Source organism: Microcystis aeruginosa FD4, from assembly GCF_009792235.1.
GTDB lineage: Bacteria > Cyanobacteriota > Cyanobacteriia > Cyanobacteriales > Microcystaceae > Microcystis > Microcystis viridis.
This window is the reverse complement of the sequence record NZ_CP046973.1, coordinates 3,510,179-3,525,450: the sequence shown is the minus strand read 5'-3', so window position 1 is coordinate 3,525,450 and position 15,272 is coordinate 3,510,179. Positions and strand designations below refer to the sequence as shown.

Below are 15,272 nucleotides of genomic sequence, written 5' to 3'. Positions count from 1 at the left end.
AAGTTTCGGGTCGATATTCCCTATCAACTCTCTACCGTCTTTTTCACACGAGGTATATCATGGCTATTCTTTACGTTAAGTCTGGTTCAACAGGTAATGGCTCCGCTTGGAACAATGCTTATGGCAGTTTACAAAGTGCTATTACTGCAGCACAAGCTGGTGATGAGATTTGGGTGGCTGCGGGGACGTATAAACCCACTACGGGAACGGACAGAACCGCGAGTTTTACCCTGAAAAACAATGTGGGGATTTATGGGGGGTTTGCAGGGACGGAAACTGCCCGTAATCAGCGTAATATTGCCACAAATGCCACTATTTTAAGTGGTGAGATCGGTATAGCGGGGATTGCGGATAATTCCTACCATGTGGTAAGCGCGACGGGTAATGTTTCTAATCCTCTGACAAACAGTGCTATCCTTGATGGGTTTACGGATTTACAAGGAGCGTTGTCAAGAATAAAGTTAGCCAAAAAGTGTGCTGTGTGGTTGGGTATTCTTATTTCTCTTGAATTTACCTCATCTTCTGCATCGGCTGCAATCTTTAACGATAAAACCACATTTGAGGCCGCGGCATCGATTGCTGGTAATTTAGCACTTGAGACATTTGATAGCTTTACTGGTCCAATATTGCAATTATCTTCATTGGGTATCACCTTTAATCCGATGAATGCTGGTATTCAGCCTCATTCTATCTTGGCTAATTGTCCCGGACCTACTTTTAGTTCTCCCAATGCTCTTGTTAATAATAACGCTTGTAGTTTTCCTGGAAGGGGCAGTATAGTATTCCAGCCAATGAATCCCTCCAATGGTATTGTTGGAGTTGGCTTTTTGTAACCGTTCAGGGGGGGGTGTCAAGCAGCCAGTGGTATTGACCCTGTAGAAGTACTCTCCTGGGGTAGCAGAGAAGGAGAAGCACTACCTTTCCTAGAGGCTCGAACAGCGTCGGTCATGAATTCCAAGACATTGCGGTTCTGAGAACGCAGACTGGTGACTACCGTCAGCATCCGCGCCACAAAAATACTACCCGCCTCACTTTGAGAGCCAAAGCTAGTGCGCCGCCAGAGGACAGCCTGGCGAATGGCTCTCTCAGCCGCATTGTTCGTTGGCTCTAACCCCTCCACCGTGACGAACAGCCATAGGGCGGACTCCACCTTCAGCAGTTGCCGGCAGGTGCGAACGGTTTTAGCCAAAGGAGTCTTCTCCCTGGAGCCAATCTGATAATCCGCTCCTGAAGAGAGTAAACTTCTGACTCGTTCTCGAATTGGCGACACTAATGACTGAAACTGAGTCCGGCTCAAAGTCCCATCTCGGACTCGATGCCAGAGGCGAAACAACTTTTTCTGTTGGGCGAGCAAATCTCGTCCTAGTTGACGGGAGACTCCACTGCGTTCAGAGATTTTGGTGAACTCTCGCTTGAGATGTGCCCAACACAGTTGTCTTCGGTCAACATCGACCCAATTGTAGGCCTTATAGCGATCGCTGTTGAGAATCCCCTCGAAGTTCTCTCCCAATAACCCTTGAGCCGCCGCCGTCGAGCGCGACAACTCCACACAAAAGAAGCTGACCAAGGGAGTGACGGCCACCCACAACCAGGCTCTCTTGGACTGAGGATTTTCCCCATCGGCATTTCCTTGTCCGAAACCTGTCTCATCGGCTCCCACTATCGGCGCAGCTTGAATGTAGGCTTTGACCTCCTCTACTGAGGCTGAGACCGCCTCACTGGCTTCTTTTCTCAGACGATTGACTGTCCCCAGAGAGATTTTCACCCCAAACAAGTCCGACATCGCCGAAACCACCATCCTTACTGAATGACGGTACATCCCGCTCAGCACTGAGACGATGGCTACCACTGTTTCGCCGTAGCCACTGGCTTCTACCTCTTCTGGTAGAGTGGCTCTGCTTGTCTGGCCGCAGCGAGTGCAAGTTAGTTGGTGTAGGCGATGCTCCGCGATTTGGAGCTTAATCGGGGGAATTTCTACTACTTGATGGCGGTAGGGGCTGGGGTCAACTCCTTGTAGGGGTTCGCCACAACAGGGGCAAGTTTTAGGATAGTGGTTGGTGACGCTATCACACGCTTCCACTGGATACAGGGAACGACTATGACCTGGGTGTCCGGGTTGCCCCCCTCGCTTTTTTCCTGTTGGTTTTTTTTTCTTGGTCTTCTCGACGTTGGGAGAGTCTGAGGCAGGAGAGCTATGGGAGTTCTGTGAGTTTCGATTGACTTTCTCTTCTAGCCCCTCTTTTGAGTCTTGTAATTCTTTGAGGTGTTGCTCTAGTTGCTCTATCTTCAAGCCTAACTGCACTACTAGCCGTCTGACGCTGGCTGGGGTCTGCTCCCAATCCTCTGCGTCTATTCCTGACATCTCTAGTAGCTGCTTCTCATCCATGTCTCTCAGATTACCAGATTTCGTACCCCCCCTGAACGGTTACGGCTTTTTTAATACTGGTGGCGATGATACGCTACAATTATCTGCTTTTGATGCTTCCAACAATCTAATTGAGCAAGCTACAGTTTCAGGTAGCAATCTTAACCCAAACTCGTTTAAGTTTTTAGGAATTGTCACATCTATTCCTGCATCTCGTATCGAAATATCTCCCGTTGGTGGTAATGGACTTTTTTCAATTGATAATTTACAAGTGGCAACTAAATCGATCCAGTCTGTTCCCGAACCTTCTACAATTCTAGGAATAGTAACATTAGGATTAGGATTAGGAGCATTGTTTTCTAAAAAGCATAAACAAGACGACAATAACGATGATTAATTGATGTTTGGAGGGGACGTGAGCGATAGCATTTACGTCTCTTTTTACTAATTTTGTTGTAATTGCAGTTTCTAACGACACAAAAGCAAATCATAAAACGCTCTTTTCCTCTTGTGCTGATTGTAAAACATCTAAGTATAATGCTCGATTAATCCGAAAGCCAGCTTGAGATATTAAATCATCCATTAACGGCTTAATTGCTGTAATTAATCCTCGACGTTTTGCTATTAGTAAAATTCCTAAAACGCCAATTACATTCAGTCCTAAACTCAGTGCTTTTTTTCTGCCTGGATTTTCATCCATAATTACCCTATCAGCACCCAAAGCAATTGCCAAGGCGATTGTTTCTGATTCTCCTCGATGTAATTCATGATTTAATTGTTCAAATAATGAACGATTTTCTAACGTCCTTTTTTCAATCCAAGATAAAGTTGTAACTTCTATTGTTCCGGGGACAGCATAACCTACATGGGTCATTTCTTCATAAACGGCTGATGGAATGATAATTGTTCCATAAATATCATGTAGCAAATTGACATAACCGATAGCAGACAAACTGGTAATAGGAGAAGTATTACTAACAACGATCACAAATCCCCCAATCGATTTAAAGTTTGTAACTCTAATTGAAAATCTGCAACATCGTAATTAACACAAATATCTCTTTTGGCTAATTCTTGACGAAATTCGATTAAAGATAAACCCGCAAAATCAGCAGCTTTAGCACTGCTAATGTGATAATCTTTAAACATAATAATAGCTAGGTCAAGCTTCAGTAAATTTTCTGTTTTACCAGTAGCTTGTATCATCTCGTTAGAAATAACAATACTCATGATAAGTCGATTGAATTGAGTGGGCAAATATGTCAATATTAATTATTATATTATAGCCAGACAATCCATAATAGCGGCCAAATTGCCATGGCTGACTCCGATGACAAGGCTGTAGTCATCTCCCTACCTTAACTGATGACAAAATAACTTGATTCTCCGAATAAATTGACAAAAGTTAATCAAAATATAGCCTTAGCAACACAAATCGGCTTATCTCTAGGTAAATTTTCTCAGAAGTGGGATTATACCAGATATTTTCTCTCTGCTCGATTTATGTAATAAGCTCTGCTGATGAATGAAAAAAAAATAAACGGAGCTTATAATTATTCGCCTCTACAATCTAAGCATCATCCCTAACCAGTGCTAAATTTTCTGACATCTCAGCTTGATTAATGGTTTTGCTGTCTTTAGAGACAGTTTTCTCCACTATTCGCTTACTTATCAACTTTATCTAACTCGAACTAAGTTTCGGGTCGATATTCCCTATCAACTCTCTACCGTCTTTTTCACACGAGGTATATCATGGCTATTCTTTACGTTAAGTCTGGTTCAACAGGTAATGGCTCCGCTTGGAACAATGCTTATGGCAGTTTACAAAGTGCTATTACTGCAGCACAAGCTGGTGATGAGATTTGGGTGGCTGCGGGGACGTATAAACCGACTACGGGAACCGACAGAACTGCAAGCTTTACCCTGAAAAATAATGTAGCAATCTATGGCGGGTTTGCAGGAACGGAAACTGCCCTAAATCAGCGTAATATTGCTAATAATATTACTATTTTAAGTGGTGAAATTGGTGCGGCGGGAATTGCCGATAATTCGTATCATGTGATAAGCGCAACGGGTACGATTTCTACTCCTCTAGGTAACAGTTCTATTCTGGATGGGTTTACTATTACTGGTGGTAATGCGAATGGTACAACGGGAAATCAAGATGATGGGGGTGGGATGTATGTTTCGGGTGCTAGTCCAACCCTGAGAAATATCACTTTCCGCGATAATAATGGAACAAATGGAGGTGCTTTATATAACGAGAATGGTAGTAATCCTGTCCTGACAGATGTGTTGTTTGAGTACAATACGGCAACGCGAGGGGCGGCGATTTACGATGATTTAAGTAGTCCCCAGATTACTAATGGCACTTTTCGCCTGAATACGGCAATTAATGACGGGGGGGCGATTTATAACACCAGTAGCAGTAATCCCACCATTGTTGATTCGGTTTTTAGTCGAAATTCGGCTAATACGGGCAGTGGTGGCGCGATTTTTAGTAATCTGAGTAACCCCAATTTGATTAATAGTACCTTGAGTGGTAACGTGGCGGTAACTGGGGGTGCGCTACATAATGTTTCGAGTAGTGTAGCATTGCGAAATAGTATCCTCTGGGGAAATCAGGATAGTAGCAGTACGGGGAATCAGGTTAATAATGGTTCCGGTGGTAGTGTTACGGTTGCTAATAGTATTATCCAAGGGGGAGGGTTTACGGGTGCGACGGATAATGACCCTCTGTTTGTCAATGCGAAAGCGGATGATTTACGCTTAAAATCGGGTTCTCCTGCTTTGGATGCGGGAGATTCTACTTTATTGCCTCTCGATAGTCGAGATTTGGATGGGGATGGCAATACTTCTGAACGGATACCCCTCGATTTGTCGCGTAATTCCCGTGTTGTGGGTGCAAATGTGGATTTAGGGGCGTATGAAGGGGCAGAACTCGCTCCTACGCCTACTCCTGCAGCAGTTCGCACGATTTTTGTACGGGCAAATGCGGGGGGAAGTAATAATGGTACGTCTTGGGTTGATGCGTTTACGGATTTACAAGGGGCGTTAGCAGCAGCGAAAAGTGGGGATACGATTTGGGTTGCGGGGGGAACCTATAAACCGACTACGGGAACGGACAGAAATGCAACTTTTACCCTCAAGAATCATGTGGAGATTTATGGGGGGTTTGCTGGTTCGGAGACGAGTTTAAGTCAGCGAAATGTTGCTACTAATGCCACTATTTTAAGTGGGGATATTGGGACGGTTAATACTGCGGGTGATAATGTTTATCATGTTGTTACGGGTAGTAATACATCTAATACAACCATTTTAGATGGATTTACGATTTCAGGAGGAAATGCTAACTTTGCAAATACTGCTGATTTGAGGTCTATTGGTGGAGGAATTTTTATTAGTGATGGTAGTCCTATTCTTCGCAACTTAATTATTGAGAATAATACGGCTATCAATGGTGGAGGAATTTATGCTTATGCAGGGAGCAATTTAATTCTCTCTAATTCAATTTTCCGAAATAATACCACAATTAACAGTACAGGTATTGCTGGTGAAGGAGGAGCAATTTATTTCTTTACCAGCAGTCCTACTGTTATTGATGTCTCATTTAGCAACAATACGGCTAGTGGTACTGGGGGAGCCATCCGTAATAATAAAAGCAATCCCACTCTAACTAATGCCACATTTACCAGCAATACTGCGACTTCTAATGGCGGTGCAATCTCTAACAATGATAGTAGCTTTACTCTAAATAATGCAACTTTTGCCAGTAACTCTAGTGCAAATGGTGGTGCAATTTATAGCACTTCTAGTACCGCCACACTAAATAATGCAACATTTTCCAGCAATACAGCTACTTTAGATGGAGGTTCTATCTATAATACTGGTAGCAATTTAACTCTCAAAGATGGGACTTTTAATAATAACACTGCCAGTAGTGATGGTGGCGCAATATTCAGCACAGGTGGTACTTTCAACCTGACTCAAGGTGATTTTGTTCAAAACCGTGCTACTGCTGGTTTAGGTGGTGCTGTTTTCCTTCAAACTACTGGTGCTACAATCACTCAAGCTGATTTCTTACAAAACCGTTCTGCTAATGGTGGGGCAATTTACAACAACAGTAATAATGTTAGTGTCACGAATGCTAATTTTACGCTAAATATTGCTGATGGTGCTAATAGTGCAGGTGGTGCGATTTTTAATCAAAATAGCAATAACCTCCAAGTCACCAATGCTGCTTTTAGCCGTAATAATGCTGCTTCTGCTGGTGGTGCTATTTACCATAGAAAAACAGTACCAGAAGGATCTATTGATATTATCACTATTACCAATAGCAGTTTTAGCGGAAATGCCTCTGGTTCAGGAAGTGCGATTTCTGGACAGGGTGATTTTGGTAACTTTGGCGCAACATTTCCAATAACTATCTCTGCCAATGCCGTTATTCGTAATAGTATTATCTGGGGGAATGGTGGAACAGCACTTAGCAATACTTTTGGAACAAATACAGTTACCAACAGCATAGTACAAGGCGGATTTACAGGCACAGGCAACCTAAATGTTGACCCCCTCTTTGTCGATGCCATCAACGACGACTTACGCTTACAAAGCACTTCTCCCGCCATCAACGCAGGAAATAACGCCTCCCTTCCTGCCGATGCCCGCGACTTAGACGGCGATAGCAACATCACCGAAGCAATACCCCTTGATATTGCCCGAAATCCTCGCGTTAACGGTACAAACGTCGATATGGGTGCTTTTGAATTTACCCAAAATAGCGCACCCGTCCTCAATGATACTACCTTAACCGTTCCCGAAAATAGCCTCTTAAACACCCTTGTCGGCACTATTACCGCCACTGATGCCGATAATAACCCTTTAACCTACAATATCACCGCAGGGAATCCTAACCTCGATGGGGACGGTATCTCCGCCTTTACCATCAATAATAGCGGACAAATTCGCGTAGCTGACCCCGATGACATCGACTTTGAAGTTAACCCAAATAACCCCCTAACCGTCACCGTCAGCGATGGAACTTTAACCGACACCGCTATTATCACCGTTAACCTCACCAATGTTAACGAAACCCCCAACCGTCCCCCCGTCGCTAATGATGCTACTTTTAGCCTCGTTAAAACCAGTCCGGTTAATACCACAGTCGGAACTGTCACCGCAACTGACCCCGATAATAACCCTTTAACCTACAGTATTACGGCTGGAAATTTGGACACCGATGCCGACAATATCAAGGCATTTAGTATTAGTAGTAGTGGCGTAATTACGGTTGCTGACCCTGATGATATTAGCAGTCAAACCGACCCCTTTAACCTAACAGTTACGGTTAGCGATGGTAACTTAAATGATACGGCTGCGATTACCGTTAATTTAACCAGTCCTGTTAACCGTCCCCCAGTCGTTAATGATGCTGTTTTCAGCATTTCTAAAACCAGTCCCAACGGTACAGTCGTCGGGACAATTAACGCCACTGACCCCGATAATAACCCCTTAACCTACAGTATCACCGCCGGAAATCCAGACACTGATGGCGACACTATCAAAGCCTTTGCTATTAGTAATACGGGAGTAATTACGGTTACGGATGCGGATGATGTCAGCGCACAAACTAACCCCTTTAACCTGACAATTCAAGCAAATGATGGTGCTTTAACCGATACGGGTATCGCTACCATTAACCTAAATAATGTTAACCCTCTCAGCTTCCAACTGAAACTCTATGAGGATAATAACGGGACAGTTGGCAGTGAAATTACAAGCAATAATGCCATTCTTGGTAACAGCTTCTTTGCGGAAATCCTAGTAGGTGATATTCGCACCAATGCAGCAGGTTTAATCATCAACTCCCTTGACTTTGGCTTTGCTGCTGATGTTGCTCAAAATATCAATAACTTTGCTGATATTGGCAATGTCAACAGTCCCCTAATTACCTCCGCTTTCCCCCTATTCCGAGGCGGTACATTAGACAATACCAACGGTTTAATTGATAACTTAAGTGGTGGTGCAGTTCCCGAAGCAAGTCAAGGTACAGCGATTGGGATTAATCAATTAAATCGCTTCAGTTTGCTACGCTTTAACGTCGTGGGAACGCGGGATAACTCTAACTTAAATCTCACCTTTGATCCCACTCAAATCGGTTTTGCTGATGGCACATTAGTTGATCCTAATGGTAATCTTAGCTTAACCCGTAATATTATCATTAATGATGCTCCCATTGTGAGTACCATTAATAACGTCAACCTAGCAGAAAGAAGTGCAGTAGGAACCGTAGTTGTCGCCGGAAACTTAGTCGATGCGACCGATGATGCTTACGGACAAACTCCTACATTTAGCCTTAGTACCTCTCCTAAAGATGGTTCAGGAAATGACCTTTTTGCCATCAATGCTACCACCGGAGAAATTACTTTAACCCAAGCAGGTTCTAATACCATTGACTTTGAAAGTGGAGTTACATCCTATCAATTGGGAGTCAAAGCAACTGACGGTTATAAACTCTCTACCGAACGCACTTTTAACGTCAATATTACTAACGTTAATGAAGGGACAATAGTAGTAGATAAAAACGCCATCACCTTCGGCACAAAACTCTCCCAGTACCGTACAGATGCAACCGATAGCCTGTTTGTTCGTCCCAATTTTGCTGACAAAACCCAATTCATTGACATTACTAATACCGCATCGGGAACTAACGATGTACTTGCTATATCGGGAATCACAATTAATGCACAAAATGTCACCACAGATGCCAATTTTGCCAATGGAGACATACTGCTAAATCCCGGACAAACTCGACGTATCGCTTTAACATATACACCCAAAGCAGCGCGAGAAAACTTCAATTTGGCTAACGGTTTAGTCATCAACAGTAATGCTCAAAACAATTCCGCTTTGAACATTCAACTAACAGGAAAATCAACCTTTAACAGTGATATTTCCTACGATGGACGGGTAAATTTAACCGACTTAACTACCTTACAACGTCCGGGGTTATTTGGTAGTAGTAGTGGACAAACAAATTATGACCCTACTGCTGATATTACCGGAGATGGAAAAATTAATCTTGCGGAATTAGTTCCCTTCAATTCTGAATTTGGGTTAGTTATTTAGATTAACTCTGTAGGTTGGGTTGACCCAAGGAAACCCAACAATTCAGATTAATTATGATGACTTTTGATTAGGTTTGATGGGTTACGAAGTGCGCTAACCCATCCTACAAAATAACGGTTTAGGTAAGGGTTCATTATCTACTTGATAAGCAATCATTAGCGATTCTATTGCTTCTTTTCCATTAGCGACAGCTTCCTCATAAGTATCTCCATGAGTACGCCAATATTGCCCTAGAAAATCAGGCAATGCAACCAAAAAACAATTATCTTCATTAGACCATTGGATTACCATGCGATATTTAATTTGTGCCATTTTCTTGATTCCTCTTAACTTCTTTTTCTTGATACAACTTTGCATCGGCACTGTCTTTTTCAGAAACAGTAACTTTACCAGAGTACAAATGATGTACCCAGTTAGTGTGACTTCCCTTACCAGATTTTTGAATAAATGCTGCTTGGCGTAGCATTTGTTTTAACTCGCTAACTTTTTTAACTCAGGAGAACTACATTATGTCTAGTCTGACTACTCAATTCAACCTCAAAACTGATAATAGTGGCCTAGCGGGAACTATTATTAATAATCCTCTTCGTTTAGGCGATAGATTTTTTGTAGAAATTTTAATGGAAAATAGTGATATTAATCCTGTCGGTATCACTAGCGGTGCTATTAATTTATCCTTCGATCCTCGCTCAATTCAAAACATCGACAATCCTTTCAATCCCTCAGATATTAATAGTCTTCTTATTACCCCTAATTTCCCCTTTGGACGCACGGGAATCTTAGACAATACCAATGGTTCAATTACTAACTTAGGAGGCGGTTCTTTACCATTTTTGGGCATTGGTTCACCTCTGGGAATTAATCAATTGGATACTTTTAGTTTATTGCACTTTCAAGTAATCGGCAATGGTAATTCTAGTCTGGTACTTAATATTGATTTATCTCAAACTGGTTTTAGCGATGGCAGTGTTGCCAGTTATTCTGGTAATCAAAGTCAGTTTATAAAAATAGTTCAAGTGGGTTCATCGACAGCTATTCCCGAACCTTCTACAATTTTGGCAATAGTAATATTAGGGTTAGGTGTATTGCTGTCTAAAAAGCGCAATCAAGACAATAGTAATGATAGTTAATTGATGTTTTTAGGGGACGTAAGCGATCGAGTTTACGTCCCTGATTGATACTCAAAAAAACTGTAAGTTAGGATAGGCTAAAATTGCATTATCTTCAGTAGCCACTACTAAATTATGCTGTAAAGCTTGACAGATTAAAAGACGGTCAAAAGGGTCTTTATGAAGGAGTGGTAAATCTTTTAAATGTACTAGGCTTTTTTCATCAATAACCAAACTGTTAATTAAATGCTGTTTTCTTTTTTTGGGAAGATATAGGTCAGGACGCTCAGGAAAATTTAATTTGCCTAACTGATACTTAATAACGCACTCCCAAACAGAGACTACACTCAAAAAAACTTCGTTATTGCTATTTTTTATCTGACGGCATATTTTTTCAGACAAGCGCGGATGATCACTAATTAACCAAAGAAAAATGTGTGTATCTAGTAACAATCTCATTGTGGATAAAACAAGTCTAAAACTTCCTCTGGTAAAGGTTCGTTGAAATCATCAGAGATGGTAAATTCTCCTCTAGCTAATCCTACCGGACGAGATCGATGAGATTGACTTAAAAATTGCCAAATTATCTTAATTTCATTTTCACTTAAAGGATTTGTATTGTCCATTTCTTGGTTATTTTTAACTAAAAATTGCCATTTTTGTAATGCTTTTTCTGTTAGGTAATTGTCGGATTTGTTTGCTGCCTCTTGATGAGTTAACTTATCAATAAATTGCCCAACTAAATTAAGATTGTCTGCGGACAAAATTGCTAACTTCTCAGTTAATAACTGGCGTAATTCTACATCGTTCATGATTTTTTAACTATTAACTAAACATCGATTGTAGTCCCCAAAAAGGATAGATACACCCAGGTTAATTCCTAGAGGAGTAATTTCGGGGCTGTCAACCAGAATAACTGACACTTACCTAGCGGATTTTCCTGATTGGGAACCTCTAGACCAATTATTCCCGCTTTTTTGACCGATAATTTTCCTTGAAACTTGCCCCAAACTAGCATTTCCGTCCAATAGCCTAAATCCGGTTCGTGGCCTACCATTGCGATCGCGTTTTCCTCTCGCTGATAGTCCGACTTTTGCCACCATTGCACCCAATCTTGAATATTGCCGTTGGGTGATAGGGGATTAAATTGCTCAATTTACGGCTTAAACCCGCTTTTTGCAAAATTTCGGCAGTTTGCACGGCACGCACCAGGGGAGAGGTGAGAATTAGGTCAAATTTCACCCCCAACTGTCCTAATCTTTGGGCAACTTTAGCAGTTTTTGCCTTACCTTCCTCGGTTAAAGGACGTTCCCTGTCGTTGAGATAATCCCCAGATTGTCCTGCTAATCCATGACGCACAAAATAAAGTTTCATATCAGTTTAGGGTCGGTCTTGGCGATGATAATAGATAGCTGAGGTCCGATAGCTAGGTGCGAATTACCTTTTCATCGGGGTTAACTAGATGGGAAAGTTTTTGTTTAATTTGGGTGTCATAGACTTCCCACTTCAGTTTTGCGTATTCGGCATTATTATTAAAACCACCGAGGAAACCGATAGGAATTTCAAAACCTCCGGCCATGTAACGACCACCACCAAAAAAGCGACCTTGGTTATCCTGTCCGAAAGCTTCCTTAAGAAATTCATCGGGATCTAGGGTAATTTTACTGGTACGCATAGAACCAATGACTAACTCGATATCCTCATCTTCATCGTGAACGATACCGTAAACTAAAGCCGTGTGAACATTTTCTTCTGTCACCAAAAAATCGGCAGCTTGGGGAATCGCATCTCGGTCATCATAACGCAAATAACCGACCCCGGCGATCGAATAATTATTTTTAATAATACGGTTTTTTAAAGCCCGTTCAATCACATCCATCACCCGTCGGGATCTGGCCGATTGCAGGACAGCGTTTAATAATTGGGCATCGTAGAAACGACTGAGATAACCGGCAGCAATAAATTCACACTCTTGCGCTTGCATTAAATTATTCGTATCCGATCGCAATCCGTGCATCAAAGCTGTGGCACACTTAACATGGACGGTATCGCTACTATTAAAATTCAGTAACCCTTTTTGGATATATTGGGTTAACATCGCCGCCGTTGCCCGGATTTGGGGGCGAATATCGACAAATTCTGCGTCTAGATCCCCTTGGCGAGTATGATGATCGATCACAGCAATAATAGGGATTTTTGCCTGTTTAACCAGAGTGGTTAACTGACTATTGGTTCCCTGACCATCGACAAAAACACAACCCTGATAAACGGAGAGATCTCTATCTTTGAGGGTATGGACTCCCCAACGTTTAGCTGGTAAACCCGTTAGTTTTACCAAAGCGACATTTTCCTGATGGGAGAGAGTACCCGCATAGACTATATCGCAGTGAATATCGTACTGTTCAGCGATAATTTGATAGGCCCAGGCACTAGAAAGAGCATCGGGATCTGGGAAATCCTGCATCACCACAATTTGATTTTCGCCGCGGTGATTTTCCAAAGTACGTCGCAGGCGATCGATCAGGGAAATAAGTAGGGTATCATTACTAACCGTGACTGGAGGAAGGGGACATACTGCCGACGCTTCCCCTACCACTACATCGGTTTCGAGGGACTTGGCAGGAACTAGACTCAGTAATTCAGCCGTCATTTTTAGAAAAGTTTGCTTAAGAGTAGATTCAGTCGGGATTTTTTGAGCTAATTAATTCTAGACGATATCCCCGCTCGATCGGTTCATCTCAAATATTAAGCTTTTCCAGCCACTAGCTCCCCACTTAGATCGCTTTTCGGCGGGAAACACAGAAACGGGTAGAATCAGTCAATGCAGTTGTTTTCTTTCGAGGTGTCATCATTACTAAGAAAGCTACCCGTTCCTTAGCCGGTATTGCCGGAATTGTCGCCGTTGCCACCTTAATCAGTAAGGTTTTTGGTTTGGTCCGTGAACAGGTAATCGCCGCTGCCTACGGTGTTGGGCCGGTGGTGAACGCCTACGCTTTTGCCTACGTTATCCCCGGTTTTCTGTTAATTCTCCTCGGTGGCATTAACGGCCCCTTTCACAGCGCTTTGGTCAGTGTGTTGGCTAAAAGAGATAAATCCGAGTCCGCGCCGATTGTCGAGACTATCACCACCCTAGTCAGTGCGATTTTATTAGCTGTCACCGTCTTTTTAATCGTTTTTGCCAATATTTTTATTGATGTTCTCGCTCCCGGTTTAGATGCCGCCACCCGCAGCATGGCCATTCAACAACTGCAAATTATGGCCCCCATGGCGGTTTTAGCCGGTTTAATCGGCATCGGTTTCGGTACTCTCAACGCGGCGGACCAATACTGGCTACCGAGTCTCAGTCCGCTTTTTTCCAGTGTGGCGGTAATTTTCGGGGTGGGTTTGCTGGCTTGGTTACTTGGCGATCGCATTGATCAGCCGCAATATGTGCAACTAGGGGGTTTTGTCCTCGCCGGCGGTACTCTCGTCGGGGCGCTCTGGCAATGGTTAGCACAAGTGGGCGCACAAGTCAAGTCAGGTTTAGGAAAATTAACATTTCGTTGGGATTGGCGGATCCCGGGGGTGTCGGAGGTGTTGCGGGTGATGATTCCGGCGACCTTATCTTCGGGAATGTTGCATATTAACGTTTATACTGACCTCTTTTTCGCTTCTTTTATCGAAAATGCCGCCGCTTCCATGCGTTACGCCAGTTTTATCGTTCTCACGCCCTTGGGCATCATGTCCAACATGATTCTCGTGCCGTTTATGCCGATATTTTCTCGACTGACGGAACCGGAAAATTGGGGAGAATTGAAGCAAAGAATCCGTCAGGGTTTATTATTGACGGCTTTAACCATGTTACCCTTCACCGCTATCTTTATCGCCCTCGCTTTCCCGGTAGTGCGGGTTATCTATCAACGGGGGGCCTTTAATCTGGCTGCCTCGGAACAGGTGGTTCCCGTATTAATGGCCTACGGTTTCGGGATGTTTTTCTATCTCGGTCGCGATCTTTTAGTACGAGTGTTCTATGCTTTGGGTGATGGCGAAACTCCTTTTAAGGTGAGTATGGTGAATATTTTCCTCAATGGTGCGCTGGATTTTCTCTTGTATAAACCTTTTGGTACTCCGGGGATTGTTTTAGCAACCGTGGGGGTTAATATCCTTTCTATGGGCATTTTTACGGTGATTTTAAATCGTCGTTTAGGGGGTTTACCTTTGGGAGAATGGGGTTTATCCTTATTGGGATTAACGGTAATTACAATGCTTTCTGGTGTTGCTAGTTGGGGCGCTAGTTGGGGTTGGGAAAAGATTTTTGGTGCTGGTAATATTTTCCTACAATTATTACAGTTAGGTGTTGCTTCGACCGTAGCAGTGGGTTTATTCCTCCTCGGTGCGATGTTATTGAAGTTACCGGAATTAGACCTATTAATCTCGCGAGTTCGTCAGAAGTTCTTGAAAAAATCTTAGATTTAAGTTCTGGCCGCACCCTATCATTACATAGGGTTTGCTGAAAAAGTTTTTCCTGGGAGCAGGGTGTAGGGTTTTACCCATTTTCATCTGGTCAATTACCTAATTTTCAGGGAAAAAGTACCTGAATTTTCCCCCCAATCACTGCAAGGGTCGGCACTTTTTGATGGACAAAAGGTCTAAAAGTTTTACCCAACAAGGTCTTTAGATTTATTAAGCAAACC

12 protein-coding genes and 2 pseudogenes are annotated in these 15,272 nt (G+C 42.8%); 5 read left to right on the top strand and 9 right to left on the bottom strand.

Annotation, left to right across the window (positions count from 1 at the left end; genetic code table 11):
- The first annotated feature begins 59 nt into the window (after positions 1–59).
- On the top strand, positions 60–833 hold the full coding sequence (locus GQR42_RS27865; RefSeq protein ID WP_199273204.1) for a hypothetical protein: 774 nt from the start codon (positions 60–62) through the stop codon (positions 831–833).
- A 17-nt stretch (positions 834–850) separates the two neighbouring features.
- Here GQR42_RS27865 and tnpC read toward each other — a convergent pair whose 3' ends face one another.
- Positions 851–2,386, bottom strand: coding sequence for an IS66 family transposase (gene tnpC, locus GQR42_RS17625; RefSeq protein WP_158198643.1), 1,536 nt, complete (start codon positions 2,384–2,386; stop codon positions 851–853).
- On the opposite strand from tnpC, the gene GQR42_RS17620 reads away from it, so the two are divergent.
- Positions 2,385–2,762, top strand: coding sequence for a PEP-CTERM sorting domain-containing protein (locus GQR42_RS17620; protein WP_158200939.1), 378 nt, complete (start codon positions 2,385–2,387; stop codon positions 2,760–2,762). The genes tnpC and GQR42_RS17620 overlap by 2 nt on opposite strands.
- 90 nt (positions 2,763–2,852) lie before the next feature.
- Here the strand turns inward: GQR42_RS17620 and GQR42_RS17615 are convergent, their stop codons facing one another.
- Positions 2,853–3,353, bottom strand: a complete 501-nt coding sequence (locus GQR42_RS17615) for a DUF3368 domain-containing protein (protein WP_158200938.1) — start codon at positions 3,351–3,353, stop codon at positions 2,853–2,855.
- Positions 3,350–3,595, bottom strand: coding sequence for a UPF0175 family protein (locus GQR42_RS17610; RefSeq protein ID WP_158200937.1), 246 nt, complete (start codon positions 3,593–3,595; stop codon positions 3,350–3,352). The genes GQR42_RS17615 and GQR42_RS17610 overlap by 4 nt, the downstream gene beginning before the upstream one ends.
- A gap of 522 nt (positions 3,596–4,117) precedes the next feature.
- On the opposite strand from GQR42_RS17610, the gene GQR42_RS17605 reads away from it, so the two are divergent.
- Positions 4,118–9,490, top strand: a complete 5,373-nt coding sequence (locus GQR42_RS17605; RefSeq protein ID WP_158200936.1) for a cadherin domain-containing protein — start codon at positions 4,118–4,120, stop codon at positions 9,488–9,490.
- A gap of 93 nt (positions 9,491–9,583) precedes the next feature.
- Here the strand turns inward: GQR42_RS17605 and GQR42_RS17600 are convergent, their stop codons facing one another.
- Positions 9,584–9,802: a type II toxin-antitoxin system HicB family antitoxin gene (locus GQR42_RS17600; RefSeq protein WP_158200935.1), complete on the bottom strand. Its 219-nt coding sequence runs from the start codon at positions 9,800–9,802 to the stop codon at positions 9,584–9,586.
- Positions 9,789–9,956 (bottom strand): type II toxin-antitoxin system HicA family toxin, encoded by a 168-nt coding sequence (locus GQR42_RS27860; protein ID WP_199273203.1) that lies wholly within the window; start codon positions 9,954–9,956, stop codon positions 9,789–9,791. The genes GQR42_RS17600 and GQR42_RS27860 overlap by 14 nt, the downstream gene beginning before the upstream one ends.
- 43 nt (positions 9,957–9,999) lie before the next feature.
- On the opposite strand from GQR42_RS27860, the gene GQR42_RS17595 reads away from it, so the two are divergent.
- Positions 10,000–10,620, top strand: coding sequence for a PEP-CTERM sorting domain-containing protein (locus tag GQR42_RS17595; RefSeq protein ID WP_158200934.1), 621 nt, complete (start codon positions 10,000–10,002; stop codon positions 10,618–10,620).
- Positions 10,621–10,671: 51 nt separating this feature from the next.
- Here the strand turns inward: GQR42_RS17595 and GQR42_RS17590 are convergent, their stop codons facing one another.
- The 4 genes and pseudogenes from GQR42_RS17590 to GQR42_RS17575 all read right to left on the bottom strand — a co-directional run bounded on the left by GQR42_RS17590 (position 10,672) and on the right by GQR42_RS17575 (position 13,249).
- On the bottom strand, positions 10,672–11,058 hold the full coding sequence (locus GQR42_RS17590; RefSeq protein ID WP_158200933.1) for a type II toxin-antitoxin system VapC family toxin: 387 nt from the start codon (positions 11,056–11,058) through the stop codon (positions 10,672–10,674).
- The gene (locus GQR42_RS17585) at positions 11,055–11,411 is read right to left on the bottom strand and encodes a hypothetical protein (RefSeq protein ID WP_002797815.1); all 357 of its coding nucleotides are present in this window, start codon (positions 11,409–11,411) and stop codon (positions 11,055–11,057) included. The genes GQR42_RS17590 and GQR42_RS17585 overlap by 4 nt, the downstream gene beginning before the upstream one ends.
- Before the next feature lie 68 nt (positions 11,412–11,479).
- A pseudogene (gene sixA, locus GQR42_RS17580) lies at positions 11,480–11,973 on the bottom strand (phosphohistidine phosphatase SixA).
- A gap of 52 nt (positions 11,974–12,025) precedes the next feature.
- A complete protein-coding gene (locus GQR42_RS17575; RefSeq protein WP_158200932.1) occupies positions 12,026–13,249 on the bottom strand; it encodes a DHH family phosphoesterase in 1,224 nt (407 codons plus the stop codon).
- 85 nt (positions 13,250–13,334) lie between these two features.
- Between GQR42_RS17575 and murJ the strand changes: the two are divergent.
- Positions 13,335–15,048: pseudogene (gene murJ, locus GQR42_RS17570) on the top strand (murein biosynthesis integral membrane protein MurJ).
- The last annotated feature ends 224 nt before the right edge of the window (positions 15,049–15,272 follow it).

What these genes read in the sequence shown, in the direction of transcription:
- GQR42_RS27865 (WP_199273204.1), top strand. Translation starts at nt 60, where the DNA reads ATGGCTATTCTTTACGTTAAGTCTGGTTCAACAGGTAATGGCTCCGCT.
- GQR42_RS17620 (WP_158200939.1), top strand. Translation starts at nt 2,385, where the DNA reads ATGTCTCTCAGATTACCAGATTTCGTACCCCCCCTGAACGGTTACGGC.
- tnpC (WP_158198643.1), bottom strand. Translation starts at nt 2,386, where the DNA reads ATGGATGAGAAGCAGCTACTAGAGATGTCAGGAATAGACGCAGAGGAT.
- GQR42_RS17610 (WP_158200937.1), bottom strand. Translation starts at nt 3,595, where the DNA reads ATGAGTATTGTTATTTCTAACGAGATGATACAAGCTACTGGTAAAACA.
- GQR42_RS17605 (WP_158200936.1), top strand. Translation starts at nt 4,118, where the DNA reads ATGGCTATTCTTTACGTTAAGTCTGGTTCAACAGGTAATGGCTCCGCT.
- GQR42_RS17600 (WP_158200935.1), bottom strand. Translation starts at nt 9,802, where the DNA reads ATGGCACAAATTAAATATCGCATGGTAATCCAATGGTCTAATGAAGAT.
- GQR42_RS27860 (WP_199273203.1), bottom strand. Translation starts at nt 9,956, where the DNA reads ATGCTACGCCAAGCAGCATTTATTCAAAAATCTGGTAAGGGAAGTCAC.
- GQR42_RS17595 (WP_158200934.1), top strand. Translation starts at nt 10,000, where the DNA reads ATGTCTAGTCTGACTACTCAATTCAACCTCAAAACTGATAATAGTGGC.
- GQR42_RS17590 (WP_158200933.1), bottom strand. Translation starts at nt 11,058, where the DNA reads ATGAGATTGTTACTAGATACACACATTTTTCTTTGGTTAATTAGTGAT.
- GQR42_RS17585 (WP_002797815.1), bottom strand. Translation starts at nt 11,411, where the DNA reads ATGAACGATGTAGAATTACGCCAGTTATTAACTGAGAAGTTAGCAATT.
- GQR42_RS17575 (WP_158200932.1), bottom strand. Translation starts at nt 13,249, where the DNA reads ATGACGGCTGAATTACTGAGTCTAGTTCCTGCCAAGTCCCTCGAAACC.